At 49.9% G+C, this 24,270-nt stretch carries 18 protein-coding genes and 1 pseudogene; all 19 read left to right on the forward strand.

The genetic code is table 11. From position 1 onward, the window contains the following. The first annotated feature begins 4 nt into the window (after positions 1-4). The 19 genes and pseudogenes from EXW96_RS26190 to EXW96_RS26280 all read left to right on the forward strand — a co-directional run bounded on the left by EXW96_RS26190 (position 5) and on the right by EXW96_RS26280 (position 24,146). Positions 5-1,519 carry an NADH-quinone oxidoreductase subunit N gene (locus EXW96_RS26190; protein ID WP_174351762.1) on the forward strand — a complete coding sequence of 505 codons (1,515 nt, stop codon included), beginning with the start codon at positions 5-7 and terminating at the stop codon, positions 1,517-1,519. 194 nt (positions 1,520-1,713) lie between these two features. Then, positions 1,714-4,227, forward strand: a complete 2,514-nt coding sequence (locus EXW96_RS26195; RefSeq protein WP_254611586.1) for a S8 family serine peptidase — start codon at positions 1,714-1,716, stop codon at positions 4,225-4,227. Between the two features lie 143 nt (positions 4,228-4,370). Next, complete coding sequence (locus tag EXW96_RS26200; protein WP_062410160.1) at positions 4,371-4,622, forward strand: DUF1146 family protein; 252 nt, start codon at positions 4,371-4,373, stop codon at positions 4,620-4,622. Positions 4,623-4,768: 146 nt separating this feature from the next. Further along, positions 4,769-6,094 carry a UDP-N-acetylglucosamine 1-carboxyvinyltransferase gene (gene murA / locus EXW96_RS26205; RefSeq protein WP_062411090.1) on the forward strand — a complete coding sequence of 442 codons (1,326 nt, stop codon included), beginning with the start codon at positions 4,769-4,771 and terminating at the stop codon, positions 6,092-6,094. Positions 6,095-6,248: 154 nt separating this feature from the next. Then, complete coding sequence (gene spoIID / locus EXW96_RS26210; protein WP_174351763.1) at positions 6,249-7,310, forward strand: stage II sporulation protein D; 1,062 nt, start codon at positions 6,249-6,251, stop codon at positions 7,308-7,310. A 67-nt stretch (positions 7,311-7,377) separates the two neighbouring features. After that, entirely contained in the window at positions 7,378-8,109 is a 732-nt protein-coding gene (locus EXW96_RS26215) for a M23 family metallopeptidase (protein WP_054817691.1), read from the forward strand. A 207-nt stretch (positions 8,110-8,316) separates the two neighbouring features. Then, a complete protein-coding gene (spoIIID, locus tag EXW96_RS26220; protein ID WP_036682840.1) occupies positions 8,317-8,604 on the forward strand; it encodes a sporulation transcriptional regulator SpoIIID in 288 nt (95 codons plus the stop codon). A gap of 306 nt (positions 8,605-8,910) precedes the next feature. After that, complete coding sequence (gene mreB / locus EXW96_RS26225) at positions 8,911-9,912, forward strand: rod shape-determining protein (RefSeq protein ID WP_054817689.1); 1,002 nt, start codon at positions 8,911-8,913, stop codon at positions 9,910-9,912. Between the two features lie 28 nt (positions 9,913-9,940). Next, positions 9,941-10,840, forward strand: coding sequence for a flagellar hook-basal body protein (locus EXW96_RS26230; protein WP_062410158.1), 900 nt, complete (start codon positions 9,941-9,943; stop codon positions 10,838-10,840). 10 nt (positions 10,841-10,850) lie between these two features. Continuing rightward, positions 10,851-11,726 carry a flagellar hook-basal body protein gene (locus EXW96_RS26235; RefSeq protein ID WP_174351764.1) on the forward strand — a complete coding sequence of 292 codons (876 nt, stop codon included), beginning with the start codon at positions 10,851-10,853 and terminating at the stop codon, positions 11,724-11,726. Positions 11,727-11,817: 91 nt separating this feature from the next. Beyond that, positions 11,818-11,973: a DNA-directed RNA polymerase subunit beta gene (locus tag EXW96_RS28725; protein WP_375256482.1), complete on the forward strand. Its 156-nt coding sequence runs from the start codon at positions 11,818-11,820 to the stop codon at positions 11,971-11,973. Positions 11,974-12,102: 129 nt separating this feature from the next. Next, entirely contained in the window at positions 12,103-12,627 is a 525-nt protein-coding gene (locus EXW96_RS26245; RefSeq protein WP_074729004.1) for a CDP-alcohol phosphatidyltransferase family protein, read from the forward strand. A gap of 157 nt (positions 12,628-12,784) precedes the next feature. Further along, positions 12,785-13,216 carry a 3-hydroxyacyl-ACP dehydratase FabZ gene (fabZ, locus tag EXW96_RS26250; RefSeq protein WP_062410156.1) on the forward strand — a complete coding sequence of 144 codons (432 nt, stop codon included), beginning with the start codon at positions 12,785-12,787 and terminating at the stop codon, positions 13,214-13,216. A gap of 54 nt (positions 13,217-13,270) precedes the next feature. Beyond that, positions 13,271-14,976: pseudogene (locus EXW96_RS26255) on the forward strand (phospho-sugar mutase). A gap of 33 nt (positions 14,977-15,009) precedes the next feature. Further along, positions 15,010-17,049, forward strand: a complete 2,040-nt coding sequence (locus EXW96_RS26260) for a DUF5693 family protein (protein ID WP_254611587.1) — start codon at positions 15,010-15,012, stop codon at positions 17,047-17,049. Beyond that, on the forward strand, positions 17,025-18,149 hold the full coding sequence (csaB, locus tag EXW96_RS26265; RefSeq protein ID WP_062410153.1) for a polysaccharide pyruvyl transferase CsaB: 1,125 nt from the start codon (positions 17,025-17,027) through the stop codon (positions 18,147-18,149). The genes EXW96_RS26260 and csaB overlap by 25 nt, the downstream gene beginning before the upstream one ends. 41 nt (positions 18,150-18,190) lie before the next feature. Then, entirely contained in the window at positions 18,191-18,889 is a 699-nt protein-coding gene (locus EXW96_RS26270) for a WecB/TagA/CpsF family glycosyltransferase (protein ID WP_082661030.1), read from the forward strand. 128 nt (positions 18,890-19,017) lie between these two features. Then, a complete protein-coding gene (locus EXW96_RS26275) occupies positions 19,018-20,136 on the forward strand; it encodes a glycosyltransferase family 4 protein (RefSeq protein ID WP_054817686.1) in 1,119 nt (372 codons plus the stop codon). Between the two features lie 248 nt (positions 20,137-20,384). Beyond that, positions 20,385-24,146: an S-layer homology domain-containing protein gene (locus EXW96_RS26280; RefSeq protein WP_254611593.1), complete on the forward strand. Its 3,762-nt coding sequence runs from the start codon at positions 20,385-20,387 to the stop codon at positions 24,144-24,146. The last annotated feature ends 124 nt before the right edge of the window (positions 24,147-24,270 follow it).

The following is a 24,270-nucleotide window of genomic DNA, read 5'->3' on the forward strand; positions in this document are numbered from 1 at the left end:
ACCGGTGGAACAGATACGTCTTCAAGCCAGCGATTTGATCCTGCTGGCCCCGGAGCTCACGCTAGTCATCGCTGCTGTCGTACTGTCGCTTATCGATTTGTTTCTTCCGAACAAAGCGAGCCGCACGTGGCTCGGTTGGCTGTCGCTTGCCAGCATCGTGATATCCGCTGTCTTTGTCGTTTCTTACCTGAACCCAGCAGAGCCAAAGCAGCTGCTGCAGTTCAGCTACCGGATCGACGATTTTGCAAATATCATCAAGCTGGTGCTGCTAACGGGCGCGGGGCTCATCACCTTCATGAGCATCGGCTCGGTGAAGGAAGAAAACATTCCTCACATCGGGGAGTTTTATTACCTGCTGCTGCCTGCCACGCTCGGCGGGATGATTATGGCCTCTTCCGGCGATCTGATTACGCTATTCGTCGGTCTGGAGCTGCTTAGCATTACCTCCTACATTTTGGTGGCCATGAACAAAAAGAATGTGCAGTCCAACGAAGGAGCTTTTAAGTACCTTGTGCTCGGAAGCATCTCTTCGGCCGTCATCCTGTACGGGATGTCGTTTCTTTACGGGATATCGGGATCCACGACAGTAAGTGAAATCAACGCTGCCCTGGGACAGAGCACACAGGGAATGCTCCCCCTGATTTACTTGAGCTTCTTCCTTCTTGTGGCGGGCTTTGGCTTCAAGGTAGCGGCGGCTCCGTTTCATATGTGGTCGCCGGATGTATATCAAGGCGCATCTACACCAGTTACCGCGTTTCTTGCGGTCGTGTCCAAAGCGGCGGCATTTGCCATCCTGTTTCGTTTGATGTACAACATCTATATGGTCGGGGACTTGATGAGTTTGCCGATTCATCAGGATATCATGACGACTTTGATGGCGGTTGCTGCGACGGCGATGGTTGTCGGTAACTTCGTCGCTTTGAGGCAGACGCATATGAAACGGCTCATGGCTTACTCCGGAATTGCCAATGCGGGTTATTTGCTGGTTCCCATTGCGATTCAGTTCTCGATGATGCAGTATTCGAACTTTGCCCAGTTTACGTATTACTTGATTGCGTACTTGTTCATGAACATCGGTATTTTCGCGGTGCTGATGATCATCGAGCGCTCTACGGGCGATGAAGCCCTGAAAGGTCTCGCGGGATTATACTACAGGGCTCCGGGTACGGCGGTTGCCGCGGTGCTTCTGGTACTGTCCTTGGCGGGCTTACCCGTGACCGGGGGTTTCTTCGGGAAGCTGTATATTCTGCTTGCAACCATTTGGACGCAGCATTATTGGCTGGCTGCGGTGATGATCGGAACGAGCATCGTAGCGTATTACTTCTATTTCGGATTCATCCGGCAGATGTTCATGCGCAGCGATTATGAAGCCCGGGAAGTTCATGTGTCGCTGCCGCTGGGCATCACGATGTGGCTGTGTGCCGGGGTAAGCGTTCTGATCGGTCTGTTCCCTCAATGGGTTATAGGCTATATTGAACGCATTTTCTCGCTAACACAGGATCTGTTTATGTTTTATTAATTGAAGTTTTGTTCTTCGTCAAAGCTCGGTTCTTCCTTTATGGGAGGACCGAGCTTTTTGTGGTTTGTCTGATTCGTGAATGTTCCAAACAGGATTTGAATTTCAGTTGCAGGGAATGCGCTTAAAGCTTAGAATGAAATAATGGAGTACGGCATACGAAATCAAAAGAAGGATTTTAAATGCGGATGAATCATATGACTTATAAACATATATTTTTTGTAACATGCCTCGGCCTTGCTTTTGTTCTGGCATGCTCGGGGACTACATATGCTGCGCAAGTGGATGATCCGTTTTATGTACGGCAGACGTACTTGCAGCAAATCGGAATGAATCAAGCGTGGGAAGCGGCGAAGGGGAACAGCGGCCTGACCATAGCGATTGTGGATACGGGAGTTGACTTGGAGCATCCCGATTTAAAACCGAATCTGGTTCCCGGGATCAATCTGATCAACCCGAAGGAGCCTCCGATGGATGACAACGGACACGGTACGAATGTTGCCGGAATTATTGCTGCTGTCGGCAACAATGACCGCGGGATTGCAGGGATGCTTTGGAATGCCCGCATTATGCCCATCAAGGCGCTGGAAGCGGACGGGTCCGGCGGCGAGACAAAGCTCGGCGAAGGGATACGTTATGCCGTTGATCACGGAGCCAAAATCGTGGTGCTTTCGCTTGGATTGAATAAATATTCGGCTTACATGAGCGATATCGTTCGTTATGCCGAGGAGCGGAATGTGCTGCTGGTTGCAGCTACAGGCAACGAAGGAAACCGGGTTAAATATCCGGCTGCCTACCCGACGGTTCTTGCTGTAGGCGGCGTTTCGCCTAATGGAGAAGTTGACCGGAAATCCAACACCGGCCCCGAGGTCGATGTAGTAGCGCCTTGGGACGTGTTTACGACGGGACTTGGGGGTACATATGAACCGAAGGACGGCACCTCCATGGCTGCGCCGCAGGTGGCCGCGGCGGCGGCACTGGTCTGGTCGCAGCATCCGGAGAAGAAGCCTTATCAGATCCGCCAGTGGATTCGGCAAACCGCCCAGGATTTGGGGCCGAAGGGGTGGGATCCGGCTGCGGGATACGGACTGCTTCGAGTGGACCGGCTACTGACCGAACCTTATAGGAGCGATATGTACGAGCCCAATGACCGGAAGGACCAAGCGGCGGCATTATCGATCAGCAAGAAAGTGTCGGCTTCCTTCACCGGCGGGACGGATTCCGACTGGTTCTATATCGAGGCCCCTTATGACGGAACCGTGAATCTGACCTTTGACATGGACAGCAGGTACGGGGTGAGTGTGCAGCATACGGACGTTACCGGAGTGCTCGCCAGCAAATCGGTGCGAGGAGGCCAGACGGTTTCCTTCCCGGTTTCAAAAGGACGGGGATTTTACCGACTGCAGTTGAGCGATCGTAACCTTACAGAGGAGATCCCTTATCAATTGACGACTTCGTTTGATATTTACCGTGATCCTTATGAGGACAACGATCTTCAGTATAAAGCTTACGTACTGCCTTCGCGCAGTTTAACGATCAAAGGAACGCTTCATCAAAACGAAGATGTCGATTGGTTTGAATTTCCTGTTCCGCATTCCGGCTCGCTGCGCATCCAATTGTCAACAGATACGGCCCGAATGGACCCCGTGCTGTTAGTTCAGAAGCAGGGAGAGAAATCGATCACGATCGATAAGGCGGATGACGGCGGGACGGAAGTTTACTATCTGCCCGAAGTGTTTCCCGGCAGCTATTACATCCGGATATCCAATGTAAAAGAATACGTCAACCCTGTAGTAGGGGAGTACACTCTTTCCATCGAATACGATGCGAAACTGAACGATCCTAACGAGCCGAACAATCGTTCTTACCAAGCGACGACGGTATCGCTGGAAACGCCATATACCGGCCTGCTCGACAAGCCCGATGACATCGATTGGTTCCAATTCCGCATTGCGGAAGAAAGCTTGGTGCAGATCAGGCTTAGTGACATTCCTGCATCTGTGACCATATATATGGAATTGTATGACGGATCGATGAAAATGATGGCGGGCTCCATGAATAACGCTTCAACGCCAATACAGGAGCTCTCAGGACGCTTTGTACCCGGATCGTATTACCTGAAGCTCAAATCCAACAAGACGTTTACGAATCAGATGTACCAGCTTCAGGTGAATGCCAAACCGCTTACCGGCGGTTATGTGGATATTCGGGGCCATTGGGCGCAAAACGCGATCACAGGTTTAACTGCAAAGCAGGTCGTTGACGGTTATGGCGATTATACGTTCCAGCCCAATCGTGCGATTACCAGGGCGGAAGTAACGGCCGTACTGGCGCGCGCTTTCCAATTAGCCAGGGAGGGAACGAGTGTGTTCTCTGATTTGCCGGCGACGCACTGGGCCTACTCGTATATTGCAAAAGCGTATGAGGCAGGGATGATCGACGGGTATCCGGACCGAACTTTTGCACCTGACCAGCCCGTGACCCGGATGGAAATGACGGCTATGCTGGCCCGCAGTATGAATATGATCGGGAAGTTTAGGGGGTTGTCACCGTTTGTTGATGTGGATGAGCGCTATTGGGGCAACGGGATTCTTAAACAGATGAAAGCGGAAGGATTGATCAGCGGGTATGCTGACGGGACTTTCAGGCCGGATCAGCAGGCGACGCGAGCCGAGTTTATTCAGCTTTTATACGATGTATTGAATAGATAACACCAAGCTAAGTCAGTTTTGGATAAAAAGATCGATTAATGATGCAAAAACGTGGGTAAAAATGCATGACGGGCCTCCTGTGCCGAATCTTTAACGGTTCAAGCACATGAAAGCTTCGTCGGAAATAAGGAGCAGCTTCAGTTATGGACTATTTAAATCAAATGAACGCTACTATGGGGTTGAAGGGCTTGCTGAATATCGTGGTAGTCCTGGTATTCATCGCGGTTTCCTGGTGGGCGTTGCAGGAATTGAAGCTGGAGAGCATCTTTAAACGGCCGAAAACCGCGCAGGCCAAACTGCTGCAAATCCTGCTCTCTGTCGCTCTTGGATATCAAATTGCCCGGTTCATTATCGACTACTTGGAATGGTCGACTTGGTTTTCGGGGATGTTCTGAAATCACTTTTTTTCCGAATAACCAAGGAGAATCTTGTCAACAATGGATAGTACAACCGCTGTAAATTCGAACAACGCCACGAATACTATTTTGATTGGCGGAATCAACGACAATGAACAAAGAGAAACACGCGGAGGGGGATCATGATGAACAAAATTATCGTCCGCGGCGGCAAGAGGCTATCTGGCAGAGTTAAACTACACGGCGCCAAAAATGCCGTACTGCCGATTATCGCAGCCTCTATACTGGGTTCGGAAGGAGAGAGCGTTATTCACGACGCGCCTCCCTTGGACGACGTCCATGTCATCAACAAAGTTCTTGAAAGTCTGGGAATTGAAGTTGAGTATACAAATGAAACGATTCGCGTCAATGCCAGCCGCATTAATACATGTGAAGCCTCCTACGAACTGGTCCGCAAAATGCGGGCATCTTTTCTCGTCATGGGACCTTTGCTGACCCGGATGGGGCAGGCCCGTATATCGCTACCGGGCGGCTGCGCGATCGGTACAAGGCCGATCGATCAGCATTTAAAAGGCTTTGAAGCTATGGGAGCCGAAATCGAGCTGGGCCAAGGCTACATTGAAGCTCGGGTGAGCGGCAGGCTGAAGGGCGCGAAGGTGTATTTGGACGTAGCTAGCGTAGGCGCTACGGAGAATATTATGATGGCTGCTACGCTTGCCGATGGCACGACGCTGATAGAGAATGCCGCCAAGGAACCGGAGATTGTGGATTTAGCCAACTATTTGAACGCGATGGGCGCGAAAATTCGCGGCGCAGGGACTGGAATCATTCGCGTCGACGGTGTGGATCGGCTGAAGGGAGCCGTTCATACCGTGATTCCGGACCGCATTGAAGCAGGTACATATATGATTGCCGCAGCGATCACCAATAGTGACCTGTATATTGAGGGAGCGATCGGCGACCATTTGCGTCCGGTCATTTCCAAAATGCAGGAGATGGGTGTACAAATCATGGAGGACGAGAACGGCATCCGGGTGTATACCGACCGTCCGCTCCGTGCGGTTGACGTCAAAACCTTGCCGTACCCGGGCTTCCCTACCGACATGCAGTCTCAAATGATGGCGCTGCTGTTGACGGCGGACGGAACCAGTTTGGTGACCGAAACCATATTTGAGAACCGGTTCATGCATGTAGAAGAAATGGTGCGCATGAATGCGCAAATCAAGGTAGAAGGACGAACCGCTGTGATCAGCGGAGGCGCCCGCCTTAAAGGGGCGAAGGTATGCGCAACGGATCTCCGTGCGGGTGCCGCGCTGATCTTGACTGCATTAGTCGCAGAGGGAGAGACCGAAATAACCGGTCTTCACCATATCGATCGAGGCTATGTGGACATTGCCGAGAAGCTCAGCCGTCTTGGAGCCGATATCAAGCGGGTGCCCATCGAGGTCGTAGAAACCGAAGCTGTGGGGGAATCTATTCCACTCTTCGCTGTACAACCAAGCATGGCATAAGGAATGTAAGAGAACCGACTCTTCCGGAATCGTGAAGGAAAATCGGTTCTCTTTCTTTTTGTTCTATTCTATCTTTTGTTTTCATAAGATGATGTTACCTGCAGCCGCAATTAGCGAGATTCGGATGCGGAGGACAGAAAGATGGAGGAGCAGCATGAAGTACAAGCAGCCTAATCGGCCACAGAAATCGTGGATTCGCTGGTTCGCCGTATGGTTGGCGAGCTTCACGGCAGTCGTTGTGCTGATGCCTGCGCTGCTCGTTAGAACCGTTCCCGGAAGCGGGCCGGTGCCGGATGCAGTGAATATAAAAGACAGTATGGAGGTCTCCCGTCAGGGAGAACCGCCCTGGATCCCCGTTTACTTAGCCAAGGAAAAAAGAACAGAGCTGGTGAGCCTGGAGCAATATGTACGGGGCGTGGTCGCCGCCGAAATGCCGATGGAGTTTGAGCTCGAGGCGCTCAAGGCTCAGGCCATGGCGGCGCGTACCTATATCCTGCGTCGACTCTTGGACGGCGATCAGAGCAGCGTACCGGTTCCCGAAGCTATGGTCACGGATACGACCGCACACCAGGTTTATGTGACGGATCAGGAACTAAAGCAGCGATGGGGCGAGGAAAACTATGTCTCTTATATGGAAAAGCTGAATCGTGCCGTAACGGAAACGAAAGATATCATTTTAACTTATCAGGGACAACCGATTGAAGCCAGTTTTTTCTCTACCAGCAACGGATATACGGAAAATTCGGAAGACTATTGGAACGTAGCGCTTCCTTATTTGCGAAGCGTAGCCAGTCCGTGGGATGCCAAGCTGTCCCCCAGGTATAAAGAGACGATTACCCTAACGGGAAAAGAACTTCAGCGCATGCTGGGACTTTCTTCGGCTATACCGGTTACGTCGGGCAATACATCCTCGATAAAGGTGATCGAGCGAAGCGCCGGGAACCGGATCAAGAAGCTCTCTATCAATGGAAAGCTGTTTACGGGCCGGGAGGTCCGGGAGAAGCTCGGGTTGAATTCCAGCCAATTCCAATGGAAATATACGAACGGCAAGTGGGAGATTACCACTTTCGGTTATGGGCACGGAGTCGGGATGAGTCAGTGGGGGGCCAACGGCATGGCCAAGGAATCACGGAAAGCGGAGGAAATCGTTAAGTATTATTATACGGGCATAGAGCTTGGGAAAGCTTCGAATCTACTGAAAGGAAAAAGTTTCTAATAAAATAGGTTTTCCTGCGTATAAATCTCGCGAATCTGGCAAGAATGGTTAGCGAGGTGATATACATATGAGTGAACATAAAAGAGATTTGCCAAAACAAGAAGATGCTCCTAAATCTATCGAAGGAGCGCAAAAAAGCACATCTTCATCCTGGAAAAGATTGCTCGCCAAAAAGTGGGTATTTCCGGCAATGTACATGGCAGCAGCGGCAATCATTCTAACCGTCATGTGGGTGTACCAAGGAGCGGGGACGTTGACGTCTGACAAAACCGGCCCCGACACTACCCAGTCCGGTACCGTCACAGACAGCGTTACAGGCCAGGACGCCGTAGCCACCAATGCCAATCAGGAAACGATGCAATGGCCGTTTAAAGACAAGAACGAGTTGGACGTCGTCCTCCATTTCTTTGACAACAAGGCTGCGAACGATGTAAGGCAAGCGGCCATGGTAGAGTATGGCGATACGTTCACGCCGCACATCGGAATGGATTTTGCCAGACCGGACAATCAAACGTTTGACGTTATGGCTGTTATGAGCGGCAAGGTTACCACCGTACAGAAGGATCCAATTGTAGGCCATCTCATTGAAATCTCGCACAGCAACGGTCTCGTTTCCGTCTACCAAAGCTTGTCCGAAGTGAATGTGGCCAAGGACGCGGAAGTGAAAAAGGGCGATGTGATCGCTAAAGCGGGCCGCAATGAGCTGGAGAAAGAACAAGGCGTACACCTTCATTTTGAATTGCGCCAAGGCCAGGGAGGCCCGGCCGTTAATCCGGAAAACTATATTACAGAGCAATAAGAGTTCGCTTAAGTCGCTCTAAGGCAGGGGGAAATGATCTCTCCTGCCTTTTTTTGCGGCTCAACTGCCGCTTGTCCATTTTAAAACAAGGACTTGTCCTTGAAAATAAATGTGTTCTCCGGGCTTGTCAGGCCTGTGAAACAAAGAATATAAGTGCACACCCCTCATATAATGTACCAAACTAACTCGAGTAGGGAGGCGAGGGGAGTGCACGATTACATCAAAGAGCGAACCATAAAGATTGGCCGCTGCCTTGTAGAAACCAAGCATACGGTTCGCACCATTGCTAAAGAATTCGGCGTTTCCAAGAGTACGGTGCACAAGGACTTAACGGAGCGCTTGCCGGAGATCAATCCAGAGCTGGCCAACCAGGTGAAGCACATATTGGAGTACCACAAATCGATTCGTCACCTGCGCGGTGGGGAAGCGACCAAGATCAAGTACCGCAAAACCCGCAGCCCGAAGGCGCAAGAGAAGCTGGTCACCGTAAAATGAAGCGATGTACGGCTTACAGCCTCCAAGCACTTTAGCCAAAGCCATAGGCGTATGCAGACGCTTTCCCGGCCGTACCGTGAGCGGCATGGAGCGGCGGATGAGCTGACTTTTTGCCCAATCCGGATGCCCCTGTGCACTGACGGTACGATCCCGCTCCCGAACCGATAAAAATGAAGCGATTATTGTCGAAAAATCACGGACAAAAAGAGGAATTTTCAAATTCATGGCGAAATTACCTAAGTAACGTATATTATAGGAGTGCCGCTTCTTCAATGAGATGGACGGTTGGCTAGGGAGGATTATTGGATGTTAAGCAAGGATATCGGCATAGATCTAGGGACTGCGAACGTCCTGATTCATGTGAAAGGGCGGGGCGTAGTCCTGGATGAGCCGTCCGTCGTTGCCATCGAAAGCGAAACGAAGCGGGTGCTGGCCGTGGGTGAGGAAGCACGCCGCATGGTAGGAAGGACACCCGGCAATATCATTGCCATTCGCCCGCTTAGAGAAGGCGTTATCGCCGACTTTGAAATTACTGAAATGATGCTCAAATATTTCATTAATAAAGTTGGAGGCAGGAAATGGTACAGTCATCCCCGCATCCTGATTTGTGCTCCGACCAACATTACCTCCGTGGAGCAAAAGGCGATTCGGGAAGCAGCCGAAAGAAGCGGAGCGCGGGAAGTGTTCTTGGAAGAGGAACCCAAGGCAGCAGCGATCGGTGCCGGTATGGATATATTTCAGCCGAGCGGAAACATGGTGGTGGATATCGGCGGAGGGACGACAGACGTAGCTGTTTTGTCGATGGGTGACGTCGTCACCTCCTCTTCCATTAAAATTGCCGGGGACAAGTTTGACTCCTCCATTATGAAGTATATCAAGAGCAAATATAAGCTTTTAATCGGTGAACGGACAAGCGAGGACATCAAGATCCGTATTGGAACGGTACATCCCGACGGACAGAAAGAAACGATGGATATCCGCGGCAGAGATATGGTGAGCGGATTGCCGCAGACGATTACGATCAACTCGCAAGAAATTCAAGAAGCGCTTTGGGAGCCGGTATCTTCCATTGTAGCGGCGGCCAAGAGCGTGCTGGAACGAACGCCTCCGGAACTTTCGGCGGATATTATCGATCGCGGCGTCATTCTGACGGGCGGCGGCGCGATGCTGCACGGAATCGATCAACTGCTGGCCGAGGAGCTTAAAGTGCCTGTCTTGATTGCTGAAGATCCGATGCATTGCGTGGTCAAGGGTACCGGCATTATGTTGGACAACCTGGATAAGGTATCTAAAAGAAAATTTAAGTAATTCAGATCATACAGGAGGCAAAGGATCCATGTTAAGAGGCTTGTACACCGCCGCATCCGGCATGATTGCCCAGCAGCGTAAACACGATATTGTTACTAATAACATCGCCAATATCAATACGCCGGGCTTCAAGGGAGGCAACGGGATTAACCGTTCATTTCCTGAAATTTTGATCTCACGGGTGCGAAATGGCAAGGACGAGCCCGGTTCGGTTTCCTTGGGGCGGCTAAATACCGGCGTTCTCGCGGAGGAGAATGTGTCTCTTCACGCACAAGGCGACCTTCAAGAAACGAACAATCCTTTTGACTTTGCTTTAGTTTCGAACATTCAGGTGCCCGGCGCCGTTTTTGACAGCTCAGGCAAATATGTGGACGCGAACGGCCAGCGTGTCATTCAGCCGCAGGCGTTTTTTACTATTTTGAATGCTGCAGGCGAGGAACGCTATACTTTGAACGGCAAGTTTTCTTTGGATGCGAACGGCCAATTAATCGATGGCGATGGCCATCAAGTGCTGGGGCGTGATGGACAACCTATCGTTCTGGTAGAACCGGGAACGGGAGCTCCGATTACGAATTTCCGCATTACGCGGACCGGACAGTTTATCAATGCGGAGGGTCAGCCATTGCTTGGCGCAAACGGGGAGCCGATGGCTCTGATGATTACCCGGGTGGAGGACCCGAATCAGCTGATTCGCGAAGGGAACGGTTTATACCGTTTGAATGCATTGGATCAGGGGGCCTTTCGTCCGATTAATGCAGATGATCAGGTGGAAGTGCGTCAAGGCTACATCGAGCGCTCCAATGTCGATGCAGGCCAATCCATGGTCGATATGATGGCTGCTCTGCGGGCCTATGAAGCGAATCAGAAGATGATTCAGTTTTACGATAAAAGCATGGAAAAGGCCGTCAACGAAGTTGGACGAGTTTAGGAGGTAGGACATGAACAACTCCATGATTACATCGTCGGTATCGATGCACGCGCTGCAGCAGAAGCTTGATTTGGCAGCCAACAATATCGCTAACGTGAATACGACCGGATACAAACGGCGTGAAGCCTCCTTTCAAGACGTGCTTACCAGCGTAAAGCAGCAGCCGCAAGGCTTCCAAAGGGAAGGGCGGCTTACACCGCTTGGATACAATCAAGGCTGGGGCGCCAAGCTGGTTGCGGCACAACTGAACCTTGCTCAGGGCTCACTCCAGGCTACGGATAGTCCATTGGATATGGCTATTGAAGGCAGCGGATTGTTCGAGATATCCACCGTTGTTTTGGATGCCGATAATAATCCGGTGCAAGCCACAAGGTGGACCCGCAATGGATCCTTTCAGTTGTCTCCTTCGGCGGATCCGCTGGACCCGGATAACATGCTCTTGACTACGAAAGACGGCCATTATGTGATGGGAACCGATGATAATCTGATACGCATACCGATCAACCATCGAATCCAAATCAGTCCTGACGGAGTGATCATGGCTTATAACGAGACGGAACCAGGAGCAGCTCCGATCGAGGTTGGACAGATCAAATTGGTGCGTGCCGTTCGTCCCCAACTATTGCAGCAGCTGGGAGATAATCTTTACAGTCTGCCGGGGAATATAACGCCGGCTCAGCAAGAGGAGATTCTTCAAACCGTTACCGCTGCGAATAATGAGGTTGATCCGATTACGGTTCGCCAAGGCTTCCTGGAACAATCCAACGTCAATTTATCCGATGAGATGACGGAACTGATCTCGATACAGAGAGCGTTTCAATTGAATTCCCGGGCAATCAGCTCATCCGATCAAATGATGAATTTGGCTAACAGTTTGCGTGGCTAGCGGCAATGTGTAAAGTGAGGTTGGTAACTTGAGCAAACCCCGAAAAGAGGCGTCTGAAGGATCGAAACAGCGGAATAAAGCGTTCCGTCGGATGATCAGGTGGACGTGGTTCCCTCTTGCATGCGCGGCAGCGCTTTTTATAGGCCTTACGATTGGATTTGTATATGTCGGCAAGCAGAGCTTCTATGAAATGTTCGACGTCCATACTTGGCGTCACATATTCGATCTTATATATTCCGATTCCTGAACTCCCCTAAGAGGGAGTTTTATTTTTATTCTCATAACGGTATAATGTAAGGATGGGAACGGATGTAGAAAGAATGGATAACGAACAGTGCCGGCCTGGCCTGACGATCTGGAGGGGGAAAACCAGTTGTTGTGGAACTTGCCCAATATCCTAACGCTATGCCGGTTTGTACTGATTCCGGTTTACTTGATTGTGTTTGGGGCTGGTTACATAAAGTTAGCCTTTTTTGTACTTTTGCTTGCCGGACTGACCGACGTGCTGGATGGTTATATTGCGCGTAAGCGCAAGCTTGTTACGCCGTTGGGCAGCATGTTGGACCCGCTTGCGGATAAATTGATGCTGATCACCGTCTTTTTGTCATTGGTGTTTTCCCAAATGATTTCATGGCAGGCCGCGATGGCCATGTTTTTAAGAGATGCGGGGATGATTATTGGTTCGGCATTCTTCCATTTTCGGGGAAAAAAGACGGTCCCTGCCAATGTTTTGGGCAAGCTGACCACTGTGTTATATTACGTAGCCATTTTATTTATCGTTTTCCAGCTCCCCTACGCCCATGCTTACCTATGGTTTGTGATTATCGTTTCTTTCGTGACAACGGTTATTTATATTCTACAGTTTTATGTGCTGAATCAACGAAGTCTGAATGCCGATTAACTTTTTAAAAAAAAGAGCTTATGTCAAGGCCTGCCGTCTGCGGCAATCCTGCACATAAGCTCCCTTATATCAACCTTCATTACTGCAGATCATGAAGGGACATTCTTAGTTTCAGTTAATAAGATCGAACTTATACCATGTGAAAGGAGCAACAACCTTGTTAGATGCTGTACAAATTCAAGAAATCATTCCTCACCGGTACCCGTTCTTCCTGGTGGACCGAATTTTGGAAGTGGAAGCCGGCGTAAAAGCCACGGGTATCAAAAACGTAACGATGAACGAACCCTTTTTTCAGGGACATTTTCCAGGGTATCCCGTTATGCCGGGAGTGTTGATTGTGGAGGCCTTGGCTCAGGTTGGCTGCGTCGCCATGCTGATGGTGGAGTCCAATCGCGGAAAGCTTGGCTTTTTTGCGGGAATTGATAATTTCCGGTTCCGCGGTCAGGTGGTTCCCGGCGATACGTTAACCTTGGAAGTGGAAATTACCCGCTTGAAAGGAAGCATCGGCAAGGGACAGGCAACAGCCAAAGTCGGGGATAAGGTGGTGGCCGAAGGAGAATTGATGTTTGCTCTGAAGGATAGAGAATAAGACCGATCATATTTCACATTCATACATAAAAATTAGGGTGGAGGAGACGGAATAATGAATTCTCAAACGCGAGTGCAAGAGCAATATGAACTTTGGTTAAATGATGAAGCTATCGACGCAGCGACGAAAGAAGAACTTCGTTCGATTTCGGGAGACCCTAAAGAAGTGGAAGACCGGTTTTACCGTGACCTGGAATTCGGTACCGGCGGACTGCGGGGGGTAATCGGAGCCGGAACCAACCGTATGAACGTTTATACGGTGGCAAGGGCCACACAAGGGCTGGCCCGGTTTCTGCTGAAATCCGGTAAAAAAACGCCATCCGTTGTCATTGCCTACGATTCACGGAATCAATCTCCCGAATTCGCGCTTGAAACGGCTAAGGTGCTTGCCGGGAACGGAATCAAGGCCTACCTGTTCGAGTCACTTCGTACTACGCCGGAGCTCTCGTTTGCCGTACGTTATTTGAATGCCGATGCGGGGGTAGTCATTACGGCCAGTCATAATCCGCCTGAATATAACGGATATAAAGTGTATGGAAGCGATGGAGGGCAGCTTGTTCCGGATCAGGCGAAACAGGTCATAGCCGAAATTCGCAGTGTAGAGTCGTTTGCCGATGTCAAGAGAAGCTCGCGGGCGGATGCGGAGAAAGCCGGGCTGCTGGAATGGATTGGGGAAGCGGTGGATGAAGAATACATTCGTGCCGTTACCGCTGTGAGTCTTAATTCCGAGCTGGTGCGTGAGATGAGCGATGATTTCCGTATCGTCTATACACCGCTGCATGGTGCCGGGAATTTGGCTGTACGCGCCGCACTTGGTGCGATAGGATTCGAACAAGTCCATGTGGTGGCGGAGCAAGAAAAGCCGGACGCGAATTTTTCTACTGTGAAGTCGCCGAACCCGGAGGAACGGGAGGCCTTCGCACTGGCGATCGCCGAAGGAAAGAAGATTGACGCTGACATTCTGATCGGGACAGACCCGGACTGCGATCGGATGGGTGCAGTGGTGAAGGATGCGAATGGAGAATATTTCGTTCTTAGCGGTAACCAATCGGGTGCGATTATGATTGATTACTTGTTGGGCCGTTTGCAGGAGCGGGGTGAGCTGCCGGCCAATGGCGTGGTTGTCAAAACCATTGTTACAAGCGAGATGGGCGCAGTCATTGCGGAGCATTACGGAGCGAAGGTACTTAATACGCTGACCGGCTTTAAATATATCGGGGAAAAAATAACGCAGTTCGAACAAAGCGGAGAGGCCGAGTTTTTGTTTGGCTATGAGGAGAGCTACGGCTATTTGGCAGGCACCTACGCTCGCGATAAGGACGCCGTTGTCGCATCTATGCTAATCTGTGAAGCTGCGGCATATTACAAGAGCAAAGGCAAGACGCTCTACGATGTGCTTCAGGAATTGTACGAGCGGCATGGTTATTTTTGGAAAGGCTGGAATCGCGTACGCTCAAGGGCAAGGACGGCGTCGAGAAGATTCAGGGGATCATGGAAGATTGGCGGAGACAGCCGCCTGTTGAATTAAATGGGCTTCAAGTGACTAAGGTGGAGGATTTCTTACAGGGTTTATATGGACTTCCGGTAGAGAATGTACTCAAATTCACCTTGGAGGACGACTCGTGGTTCTGCTTGCGCCCTTCGGGCACGGAGCCTAAGATCAAGGTTTACTTCGCTGTTCGCGGCAGCTCTGCACAGGCCGCATCGGATGCGATCGACAAGCTTGTTCAGACTGTCATGTCCCGCGTTGACCATCACTAACATTGGGAGCTGACAGCATTGAAGGCAAGGTACATGAAGTGGAATCAATTAGCGCGCAAAGGATTGTGGTGGCTGGTCATTCTCGGAGTGCTGGCCTCCATTCCCATAGCGTATGAACGTTACCAAACTGAGCAGCAGTCCGGGCGTAAGGTCGAGTTTGTCATGGATTATCGCGATTTGCTCGAAATTTCGGATATGCAGACGAATCCGCGTAAATTCGTGAGTGACCAGCTTGTCAAGCTGAAGCAGCATGGCGTGGGCAGTATGGCTGTATACGAGGCGACATTAAATGAGCTGAAGCTCAGCCGCCGTATCGAGGTGTTTTCGTCCCGCGACGCGTCTGTGCTTATGCAAGTTCCGTTCTCCCCGGGCGAGAACTTCACGTATGTTTTGTTCACGGAGACCGATTCGCAGCCTCAACTTCAGCCGCTCATCGAGCGGACATTCCATGATTTGGGTGTTAGAACCAGATCTTGGAGCTTTAATCATCAGCCTGGCATGATCATTGAAATGGCGATGGACGAGGCGATGCTCAAAACGATGGATCCCGATCCTATCACGCTTCAAATGTTGAAGGATGAGGGTTTCTCGATTGTCGTCCGCATGTCGAACCGCCGCCCGTTTAATACGAACCAGATGGACGCATTGCTTGCACAACTGAGAAAGCTCGGCGTCAAGAGATTCATCGTGGATGGGGAAACCGTGCCTGGATTCGTTAGCGAGAAGGATACGACCAATCTGGACAAAATGGGCGAGCTGATGCGCAAGCATCGTATAGGCCTTGCGGTTATCGAGCTGCAAAAGACGGAGCAAAAGGGCTTTGCCGGCTTGGCCAAACGAATCCATCATAATGTGGTAAGGCTCCATTCCTTTACGGAGACCGATGCCCAGAAGCTGACGGAGAATTTGTCTGAAGAGGAGCTGAAGGGACGTATACAGGGCGTATCGGACCGTTTTGTTCTGGCGGTGAAAGACCGCAACATTCGGATGGTGTTCCTGAATGCCCGAGCAGTCAAAAACCTCGATAAAGGGCAAATTCTGCATCCGCTTGATGCGATTTATGCCGCTTTGGATGGTCCGGATGGCGCAATTCCGCGCATCCAAGCCTCAGGCTACTCGATGGGACAGGCGGAAGCCTTCCAGTATGTATACTCCAGCTGGCAAAATATCGCAAAGGTTCTGGTATGGGCCGGTGCTGTTGCGTTGATTGCGCTCACGATCGCTTATTTCGTGCCCGAGCTGGCCTTGGCGTTGTTTCTGCTCGGTATGTTGGGCTCTGCGGGATTGCTCGTGCTCAACACCAGCCTGTTCGCGCAAGCTTTGGCGCTGGGCGCGGGTACCTGCGCTCCGACACTGGCGATTATGATGGCCATTCGTACCTGCCGGGAAAAATGGGACCGAGCGGAAGGGTCCAGAATCGGATTCGCCCTGCTGCTGCTGCTCCGAACCACATTGGTGTCGGCCGTCGGCATTCTCTTTATTGTAAGTTTGCTGAATCAAATCACCTATATGCTGGTGCTGCAGCAATTCCGTGGTGTCAGCGTGCTGCATTTGGCTCCGATCGCTTTGGCAGGCCTATATTGGCTGCTGTTTAGCGAGAGAATGACTTACAAAGAGCGTGTCCTTCGCGGGCGTCAGATCCTTACTTCCAATATCAGCGTGCTGTGGGTTATTGCTGCCGCGATTATCGCGGCAGCAGGCTTCTATTATTTGTCCCGGACGGGGAATGAAGGACAGGCCTCCTCGCTGGAGAGATATTTCCGATCCTTCTTGGAAAATACGCTCGGGGTTCGCCCGCGGACAAAGGAATTCCTGATTTCACACCCGATTTTCATACTCGGGGCCTACCTCAGCTATAAATACCGGAGTGCGCTGCTGTTGATTCTTGCCGGGGTAATCGGTCAAGCTTCCGTGGTCGATACGTTCGCTCACCTGCATACGCCGCTGATGATTTCATCCATTCGCGTCGTCTACGGGCTTGCTTTCGGAACCTTGATCGGAATTGGTTTCATTGCAGTATGGGAAATTGTAGTAAGGAGTTGGCGGCGATGGGCACCTCGGTTAAACGCATAGCGATATCAGGTTATTACGGTTTCAACAATAGCGGTGACGAGGCAGTTCTTCAATCCATTCTGCTGGCTCTACAGGAACAAGGAGAACGACAGGGCGTAACATTCGTCCCTGTCGTTCTGTCCGTGAACCCGGCGGAAACGGCACGGACTTATGGAGTGGAAGCCGTCCACAGAATGAAGCCCATGGAGGTATGGCAGGCTTTACGGAATGCCGACGGACTGATCAGCGGCGGCGGAAGCTTGCTGCAGGATGAAACGAGTCCAAAGACGATCCCTTATTATATTGCTGTCATCCGTTTGGCGCAGTGGATGGGAAAGCCTGTATTTATTTACTCCCAGGGCATCGGTCCGGTACATCGCAGGTTATTTTTCGGATGGATTCGGTCTGCTTTTCAACGCAGTTCATTTATAACGGTAAGGGATGAGGAATCCAAAGCCTTGCTAGGGAAGATGGGGATATCACCATCGGAGGTGGAAGTGGTGCCGGACCCGGTAATGGGATTGCCTATGCGCGGACAACCGACACAAACTCCGAGCGGTGAAACGAAACCTGTAATTGGGGTTTCCGTCCGTTTTTGGAACGAGGACCGTTCTGAACTCAGGGCGGTGGCTGAATCTCTTCAGGTCGTTCTGGAAAAATCGGATGCGGTTATTCGATTTCTCCCGTTCCATCTGCCGTCGGACGAGAAGGCATCTTTGTATGTGATGGAACAGATGGGGGAAATCTACAAAGAGCGGCTTTCATTAGCGCGGGAGGTAACTCATCCTCAGGATATGCTGGCGGAGGTGGCAGCCTGTCAGGTGCTTCTAGGCATGCGCCTACACTCCTTAATCTATGCGGCAAGCCAATACGTCCCCATGGTCGGGCTCTCTTATGATCCAAAAATTGATCAGTTTTTGAACCGGCTAGGCATGAAATCGGCCGGCACTACCAAGCAGCCCCGATCGGAAGATCTGGCTCAAGAGACATTGGGAATGCTGGCGGACGGTGCTTCATGGAAGCGGGACAAGAGGCAGGCGATCGAACAGTTGAAGATTGAAGCAGGGCGTCCGGCTGAGCGTATCGCATCATTTTTTGCTAAAGGACGGGGGATGCAGTGAGTTTTCCCAAAGTATCCATTTTTGGTGTACCGATTTCGAAGATGAGCATGAAAGATACGGTTGCTTATTTGAGCCAAGTGATTGCTCGGCGTGAGCCGCATCAGGTCATTACGGCCAATCCGATTATGGTCATGACCGCGCTTGAACATCCGGATTATATGCAAATGATGAAAGAAGCCGAGCTTGTTGTTCCCGATGGGGCAGGTGTCGTGTGGGCTTCCGGCTATGTCGGCAATCCTGTCGCGGAACGTGTAACGGGGTTTGATCTGATTCAAGAATTAATGAAGGCAGGCGAACGGCAGGGCTGGAAAGTATACCTTGTCGGCGCAGCCCCCGATGTCATTGAGGCAGCGGCGACCCGGCTGCAGGAGCTGTATCCGGGAATCAAGCTTGTCGGTTTCAGGGATGGTTTTTTTGGTGAAAAAGAGGAAGCCGGTGTTATTGAAGCTATTCGTGCCGCAGCACCTGATATTCTGCTGGTCGGTCGGTCGGCGGACAAACAAGAGCCGTGGATTGCAAAGTACAAGAATCAGCTGGGTGTACCTGTAATGATGGGAGTCGGGGGCAGCTTTGACGTATTGTCGGGGAAGTTAAAGCGCGCGCCAGTGTTGTTCCAAAAGTTGAGGCTCGAATGGTTCTATCGGTTGTTGCAGGAGCCTTGGCGGTATAAAAGAATGCTCGTGCTGCCGAAATTCGCTTTGAAAGTCATCCGTGAAAAAGAAAATGTGCAGAAACCTTGACTGAAACTGTGAAAACAACCTGAAAACCGCTAAAACCGCACAAAATTGGTATTGGTATTTCCAAAACCATCAGAGTATAATTTGGAGTGTTTGGGGTTTTCATAGAAAAAGGGGCTGTGAACATACACATGAATTTGTTATACGGAATCGGCTTTGTCACTGCATTACTTATCGCTTTGCTTATGACGCCGCTAGTGAAACGCTTTGCTTTTTGGGTCGGGGCCGTTGACGCGCCGAATCACCGCAAGGTACATAACCGCATTATGCCGAGGTTGGGCGGACTTGCCATATTTATTGCATTTATTGGAGCTTATTTTGTTATTTCCCCGGCTATCGATTCGCTAAAGAACGATGTAGTATTCGGGCTTCTGGTCGGGGGGGCGATCGTTGTTCTGATCGGCGCGTTCGATGACCGCTATGATTTATCGCCCAAAATCAAGCTGCTGGGTCAAATATTGGCCGCCTGCGTCGTTGTTTATTCAGGAGTGACCATTGAACTTGTCAATGTGCCGTTCGGAGATGGAACAATTTCGTTATCATGGCTCTCCGTACCGTTGACGATCTTCTGGATCGTGGGCGTTACCAATGCCATCAATCTGATCGATGGTCTTGACGGTCTATCTGCCGGGGTTTCGGGCATTGCGACCACCACCATACTTGTGCTCGCTTTAATGATGGGCAATACAACGGTTGTTTTGCTATGTGTGGTTTTGCTGGGCAGCATTGCAGGCTTTCTGTTCTACAACTTCCATCCGGCAAAAATTTTCATGGGCGATTCCGGTGCATTGTTCCTTGGTTTTTGCTTGGCTACTTTATCCGTGCTTGGTTTTAAGCAAGCGACGGTGGTATCTCTGCTTGTGCCGGTTATGATTCTCGGGGTGCCGCTGTCCGATACCTTCTTCGCCATCTTGCGACGTTGGGTTAACAATCTGCCGATCTCGGTCGCGGACAAAAGCCATCTGCATCATTGCCTGCTGCAGCTTGGTTTCAGCCATCGTACAACGGTATTGATTATTTATGGCATTGCACTGCTGTTCGGCTCCTCAGCCGTCCTGCTGTCCTATATGTCGGAGCAGCAAACGCTTTGGGGAGCGGTCATTCTCGTGGTCGTGCTGTTGTGCATTCTGGTTCTCGGGGCAGAGGCGATCGGCATTATCAGCAAGACGAGGAAGCCTGTACTCAAATTTTTAAACAAAATCCGTATGAAAACGATGCAGTTGAGCGACCGCTCAAGAGTGTCAAAATAACAATAATACCAATACCGAATCCCAGACCTTAAAGGTCTGGGATTTTTTGTGACTTCCGTTTTTTTGTACCCAATCTATAACATTTTTGTTCTTCCCAGCCGATAACAAATGTACACGCAGCTTTTTGGGAAATGGTTAATACTCATGCATGATCTTGCATAAAAAGGAGGTAATCCAAGAGAACATAGCATTCATTCCCGTTGATAATGCATTTTTTATACATAAGGAGGAAAAGACCATTGAAACAAATGAAGAAGCGATTCGTCAGTATCTTTGTCATCATGGCTATGCTGGTTTCGATGATGGTTCCGCTGACAACAGCTTTTGCTGCAACCACCTTAAAGGTTAAGGGTTTCAGCATCAATGAAAGCAGCCCAACGCCGGTAACCAGCGAATATGTGGATATAACCGTCGAAGTTGACAACATTGACGATTCGGAGATTGCAGGCATTTATTATGAGATTGAGAATTTGAGCACAAATCCCGGGGCACCGGTAGAAAACAGAACAAACAAAGGGAATCGCAGCTCTGCTTATGAGATTACTTTTAATAATGTCCAATTAACGGAAGGTACTAATAAAATTACGTTCTTCACGGGAGATGTGACCCGGCTGGCTTCACAACCTGCTTATATTACATTTACGCCTACGACGAACATTACGGATTTAAGATTTAACCAGGTTCCTTTGGACGACAATCTTATGTATCCGCAGGATCCTACCCAAACAGCCTATACCATTACGGGGAAATCGCCTAATGCGACGACTATACAAGGGTATTTGTTAGGGCAATCCAATCCGATCACCGCATACCGCAGCAGCAATGGAGACTTCACCTTTATCCCAAGCCGCAATGGTGAATTCAATATGCAGGCGGGGGACAATATTTTTAAAATTGTTGCGAGCAACAGTACGAATTCGTATACGCTGACACGCAAATTTGTTTTTAATGACGGCGGTCCGTTTTTGTACGATGGAGCCATCCAATCCGCGGCTCCAGGGTCGACCCCTCAAAAGCTGGTGAACGACCCATTGCCTCAACTGGATCAAACATCGGCCATTCTTACAGGGAAGCTTAAGGTTGATTTTGAAACGGGATCAACCACGGTGACCAAATATGTGTACGCTGATATTCAAGTAGTGAACGGGCCCACGACTCGCGTTGATTTTACAGGACCATCGGCGCTGCCTGTTCTCCAGACTACATCACACTATAAAATATTTGATTTGGGATCCGTTCCGCTTGCTCTGCCGACAAACCGGAAGCAAACGATTATTATCACATTCTTTACCGGTACGGGTTTGATCGGTCAGGTGCCGCAGCAAGTTTTTCATTTCAATTATTACGATCCGACAGCCCCTTATGTCACCAAGGTTACTAAAAATCTAGGTAATGACGCTTTGGGAGTGCCTATTGAAGTAGCGCTGAATGAGAACGGCGGAAATGAAATCAATGAGCTTCCTTCGGAATTCTTCGTTTATACGACGAATGTTAATCCCGCAACAGGCACGGTGGTAGCGAATGTTGCTGGTACGCCTACCAATTTCACTGCAACGCATGTCGGTACGGTCGGCACTGAGGAAAAATGGAAATTTCAATTGAGCGGAATTCGGGATGGCAATACAACATTATCCGTTGTGCCAAACGGAGATAGCAACGGACGGTTGGATTTCCCTGTCACGATCACCAGCACGCCTTATGTCATTCCAATCAACTTCCATAACAATATGATGATTAAGAACGTGGCGCTGGACACACCGGCATGTACCGTGGGGGGAACGCCGGGTGCCGTTTGTTTGCAAGCACGCATTATGAATCTGCCATCTACTGAATACCCGAATATAGAGGTATCTGTGAATGGCAGAACGACCAATTTGACTGCCGGTGATTTCCCTAACAATGATTCTACGATGATGCTTGATTTAGGGGCGGCTCGCACCTGGTCTCCGGCTTTGCCGGCAGGTGAATCTTTAATTGTTGAAGGAAGAAATACGATCAAATTCAGTTTGCGCCTGAACGGAACGGTCGTAACAACGGCACAGTATGAAATTTTCAAATTCACACTGCCTACTCCTGCTTTTGCGGGGGATATATTGCCTACTCCGTTGGAGAAGTTTACTAAAGCGCAGACTCCGGACAAATATGTTACTAATGCTTCCGAAGTATCTTTTACCGGAATGTTCACGAATGCGGACACGATCCGATTAAATGTGCGCAAGACGGATGCTCAGGGGAACCCTGTTCTGACTTTTGATGCTCGTTCCGGTCCAGGCTGGGGCTATCCCGCTTCTCCCGCCAGCGGACAGGTCCAATATTTAAATATCAATACCTCTACTGGCGGGTTCACAACCAATCCCGTTTCGCTGCCGTTTAACGGGGATGTGGTTTTTGAATTCCTTATCTCGAATAATACAGGTATCACCGAAATCCGAACGATTACGATATCCCGCGAACCGGTTCCGTATCGGGTCATTCTGCCTCAATTGATCCAAGTCGGCAACCAGCAGCAGGCAAAGGTCAATGGGAATTTTGTGGATATTAAATTAGAGGCCGAGAATGCGGACAGCGTTATATTCGGTAAAAATGATGTTGTCCGGAGCAAGATTGATCCGGCCGATAACAAGCCTTATTTTTATTACCGTTATCAAAATTTGAAGTCCGGAAACAACACAATCAATTTTACCGTAATTCGCGGTACGGAGCAGACAAAAGGCAGCTTCGTCGTGAATAACGTTAACACCTCGATCGAGGGCGCCCAAATGCTGATGCCGCTTCAAAACAAATATAAGCTGTTTGAAGGCGATCTGGAGCTTACGTTCCCCAAAGATACGAAGCTGATGCGCAATGACCCTACAGCGCAGCAACAATATTTGACGGGCGATCGCAAGATTTTCTTTGGGATAGCCAATACGAAGGATGGAAGAGTTAGCAAAGACTATCTCAGCGATGCAAGCGCCAGCTTTTTCTTAGAGGAGCCGACTCGGAAGTTTAGACCGATCAGCCAGCTGTACTGGATCAATGCCGGTTATATTAAAGAGAACGATTATATGGATACGGATAAGCTGAAGGAAGCGTTGACAGGTACCGGACAAGATCCGTACAATGTGGATGGCAGTTCCAGCAATGTGCGCTTCTATCAAAAAAGAACCGTAAACGATTTAAAGGATATGGTTGTGCCTACCAAGCGCGGAGAGTTGACACTGAAATACGATAACAGCATTCGCGAAGATTCCTGGAAGTATGTAACGGTGTATCAATTAGATATCTTTGAAGATTACCGGGGCATGACCACGTTGGCGTGGAAAAATATCGGCGGTGTCGTCGATCCGAAGAAAAACACGATTACGGTGCCTATCGATCACTTCGGCTATTTCCAGGTCATGTACATGTACGACAGCTTCAATGATATTACCAGCCATGAGTGGGGAAGAGATACTTTAGATACGCTGTACTCCAAAGGATACATGTATAACAAATCACCCGCTTTGTTTGTCCCTAACGAGCCCATTACTCGCGGGGAATTTGCAACGGTGCTGGTCAAAGCTTTTGATCTGCCTTTGAACTATAGCGGTACTCAAACGTTTAGAGATGTTCCGGCTACCGGCAGTACTAATCCTTTGTATGATTATAAATACATCGAGACCGCAGCCAGAGCCGGAATCGTTAGAGGAAACGCCGGAGGCTTGTTTAACCCCGGAAGTGCGATCACGCGTCAGGATGCGGCTGTGATGATTGCAAGGGCAGCGGAACTTAAGCTATCTTCCGATACGGCAAAGTCGATCGCAGCATTGCAAAAACAATTTACCGATGGCTCTGAAATTGATTTTTATGCCTCACCATCGGTGGAAGCCGTCACTAAGGCCGGTCTGATCCAAGGAATTGAGAACGTGCTTCTTACAGGACAAAAGAAAGCAACCTACCGTTTCGATCCGCGGCAAAACTTTACGCGGGTGCAGGCGGCAGCTGTATTGGAGCGCGTGCTGAAACAGCAGAAGAAGCTTCCTAAATAAGTGATGAAGCCGCCAACAGCATGGATCTAGAAACATGAGTTGGCGGCTTTTGAGTGACAATTATGGAAAATTATTCGTAATGACTAAGTGTATGATATAGTTGTATACTATCCTTGTTAAACGT

Origin of the sequence: Paenibacillus sp. JMULE4, from assembly GCF_013337105.1 — a bacterium.
GTDB lineage: Bacteria > Bacillota > Bacilli > Paenibacillales > NBRC-103111 > Paenibacillus_G > Paenibacillus_G naphthalenovorans.

Bases quoted from the DNA above. Each gene is read 5' to 3' on its own strand.
- EXW96_RS26200 (WP_062410160.1), top strand. From the start codon at position 4,371: ATGGACTATTTAAATCAAATGAACGCTACTATGGGGTTGAAGGGCTTG.
- murA (WP_062411090.1), top strand. From the start codon at position 4,769: ATGAACAAAATTATCGTCCGCGGCGGCAAGAGGCTATCTGGCAGAGTT.
- EXW96_RS26270 (WP_082661030.1), top strand. From the start codon at position 18,191: ATGAGCATGAAAGATACGGTTGCTTATTTGAGCCAAGTGATTGCTCGG.
- EXW96_RS26235 (WP_174351764.1), top strand. From the start codon at position 10,851: ATGAACAACTCCATGATTACATCGTCGGTATCGATGCACGCGCTGCAG.
- mreB (WP_054817689.1), top strand. From the start codon at position 8,911: ATGTTAAGCAAGGATATCGGCATAGATCTAGGGACTGCGAACGTCCTG.
- EXW96_RS26215 (WP_054817691.1), top strand. From the start codon at position 7,378: ATGAGTGAACATAAAAGAGATTTGCCAAAACAAGAAGATGCTCCTAAA.
- EXW96_RS26275 (WP_054817686.1), top strand. From the start codon at position 19,018: ATGAATTTGTTATACGGAATCGGCTTTGTCACTGCATTACTTATCGCT.
- spoIID (WP_174351763.1), top strand. From the start codon at position 6,249: ATGAAGTACAAGCAGCCTAATCGGCCACAGAAATCGTGGATTCGCTGG.
- EXW96_RS26280 (WP_254611593.1), top strand. From the start codon at position 20,385: ATGAAGAAGCGATTCGTCAGTATCTTTGTCATCATGGCTATGCTGGTT.
- EXW96_RS26260 (WP_254611587.1), top strand. From the start codon at position 15,010: ATGAAGTGGAATCAATTAGCGCGCAAAGGATTGTGGTGGCTGGTCATT.
- EXW96_RS26230 (WP_062410158.1), top strand. From the start codon at position 9,941: ATGTTAAGAGGCTTGTACACCGCCGCATCCGGCATGATTGCCCAGCAG.
- csaB (WP_062410153.1), top strand. From the start codon at position 17,025: ATGGGCACCTCGGTTAAACGCATAGCGATATCAGGTTATTACGGTTTC.
- EXW96_RS28725 (WP_375256482.1), top strand. From the start codon at position 11,818: ATGATCAGGTGGACGTGGTTCCCTCTTGCATGCGCGGCAGCGCTTTTT.
- EXW96_RS26195 (WP_254611586.1), top strand. From the start codon at position 1,714: ATGACTTATAAACATATATTTTTTGTAACATGCCTCGGCCTTGCTTTT.